This window comes from Thiolapillus sp. (genome assembly GCF_048562965.1).
Taxonomy (GTDB): Bacteria; Pseudomonadota; Gammaproteobacteria; order Chromatiales; family Chromatiaceae; genus Thiolapillus; species Thiolapillus brandeum_A.
On record NZ_JBHNMF010001200.1, the window covers coordinates 1 to 790 of the forward strand.

Sequence of the window (790 nt, forward strand, 5' to 3'; positions counted from 1 at the left end):
AAACTGACCTCCAGAAAATCCTTCGGTTTTCGGACGTATCGGGGCGCGGAAATCGCTTTGTATCATGCACTTGGGGCTTTACCCCAGCCTGAGTTTACCCACAGATTCTGCTGAAGAGCCGAACTTTTTGAGCAGGCCGACAATTCCACCACTCGCCGCTACGGCGGCAGCGGCCTCGGTATGGCCATTTCAAGGCAACTGGTAAAACTGATGGGGGGAGCGCTCAATGTAGACAGCCTGGAAGGAAAAGGATCGACCTTCTGGTTCGAAATCGATCTGGGCATCACTGACACCGCCGGGACAGTCGGCCAGGTACACAGCTTTGAAGGCATTCACGCCCTGGTGATTTCCTCCAACCCTGTCTTTGCGAGACGCTACAGACAAATACTGGAACGCTGGGGCTGCGAGGTCGAGACCGCTGCGACTTCCGCAGAAGCTTTCTTCCAACTCAAGGCAGGCAACAGCAGCTTTCAGAATTATCAGTTGGTGGTCGTCGATGAAAAAGGCCTGGAACTGTCACCCGAACAGTTTGGCCACGCCCGTATGAGTGATCCCGCAATAGTCGCGGTACCGTCCATCCTGATCGCCGGCGGCGAGAAAGACATCTCGGGCAGGCAACAGTATTTCGATGCGGTACTGCCGGGCAATGCGGACGGTGGCGCATTTTTCGTAAGCGCCAAAGAATCAACCCTTTTGCATCTTGTTGAGGGAGGTGTTCCAGGGTAGCAAGGCTTCGACGTCCTCAACCATCTTGGCGTTCCCAATATGCTGTAGCACATGGTTGAGATAG

At 54.6% G+C, this 790-nt stretch carries 1 protein-coding gene; it reads left to right on the plus strand.

The window, feature by feature from the left end:
* Window positions 1–180 precede the first annotated feature (180 nt).
* A complete protein-coding gene (locus tag ACOCD2_RS23285) occupies window positions 181–726 on the plus strand; it encodes a hypothetical protein (protein ID WP_374113848.1) in 546 nt (181 codons plus the stop codon).
* The last annotated feature ends 64 nt before the right edge of the window (window positions 727–790 follow it).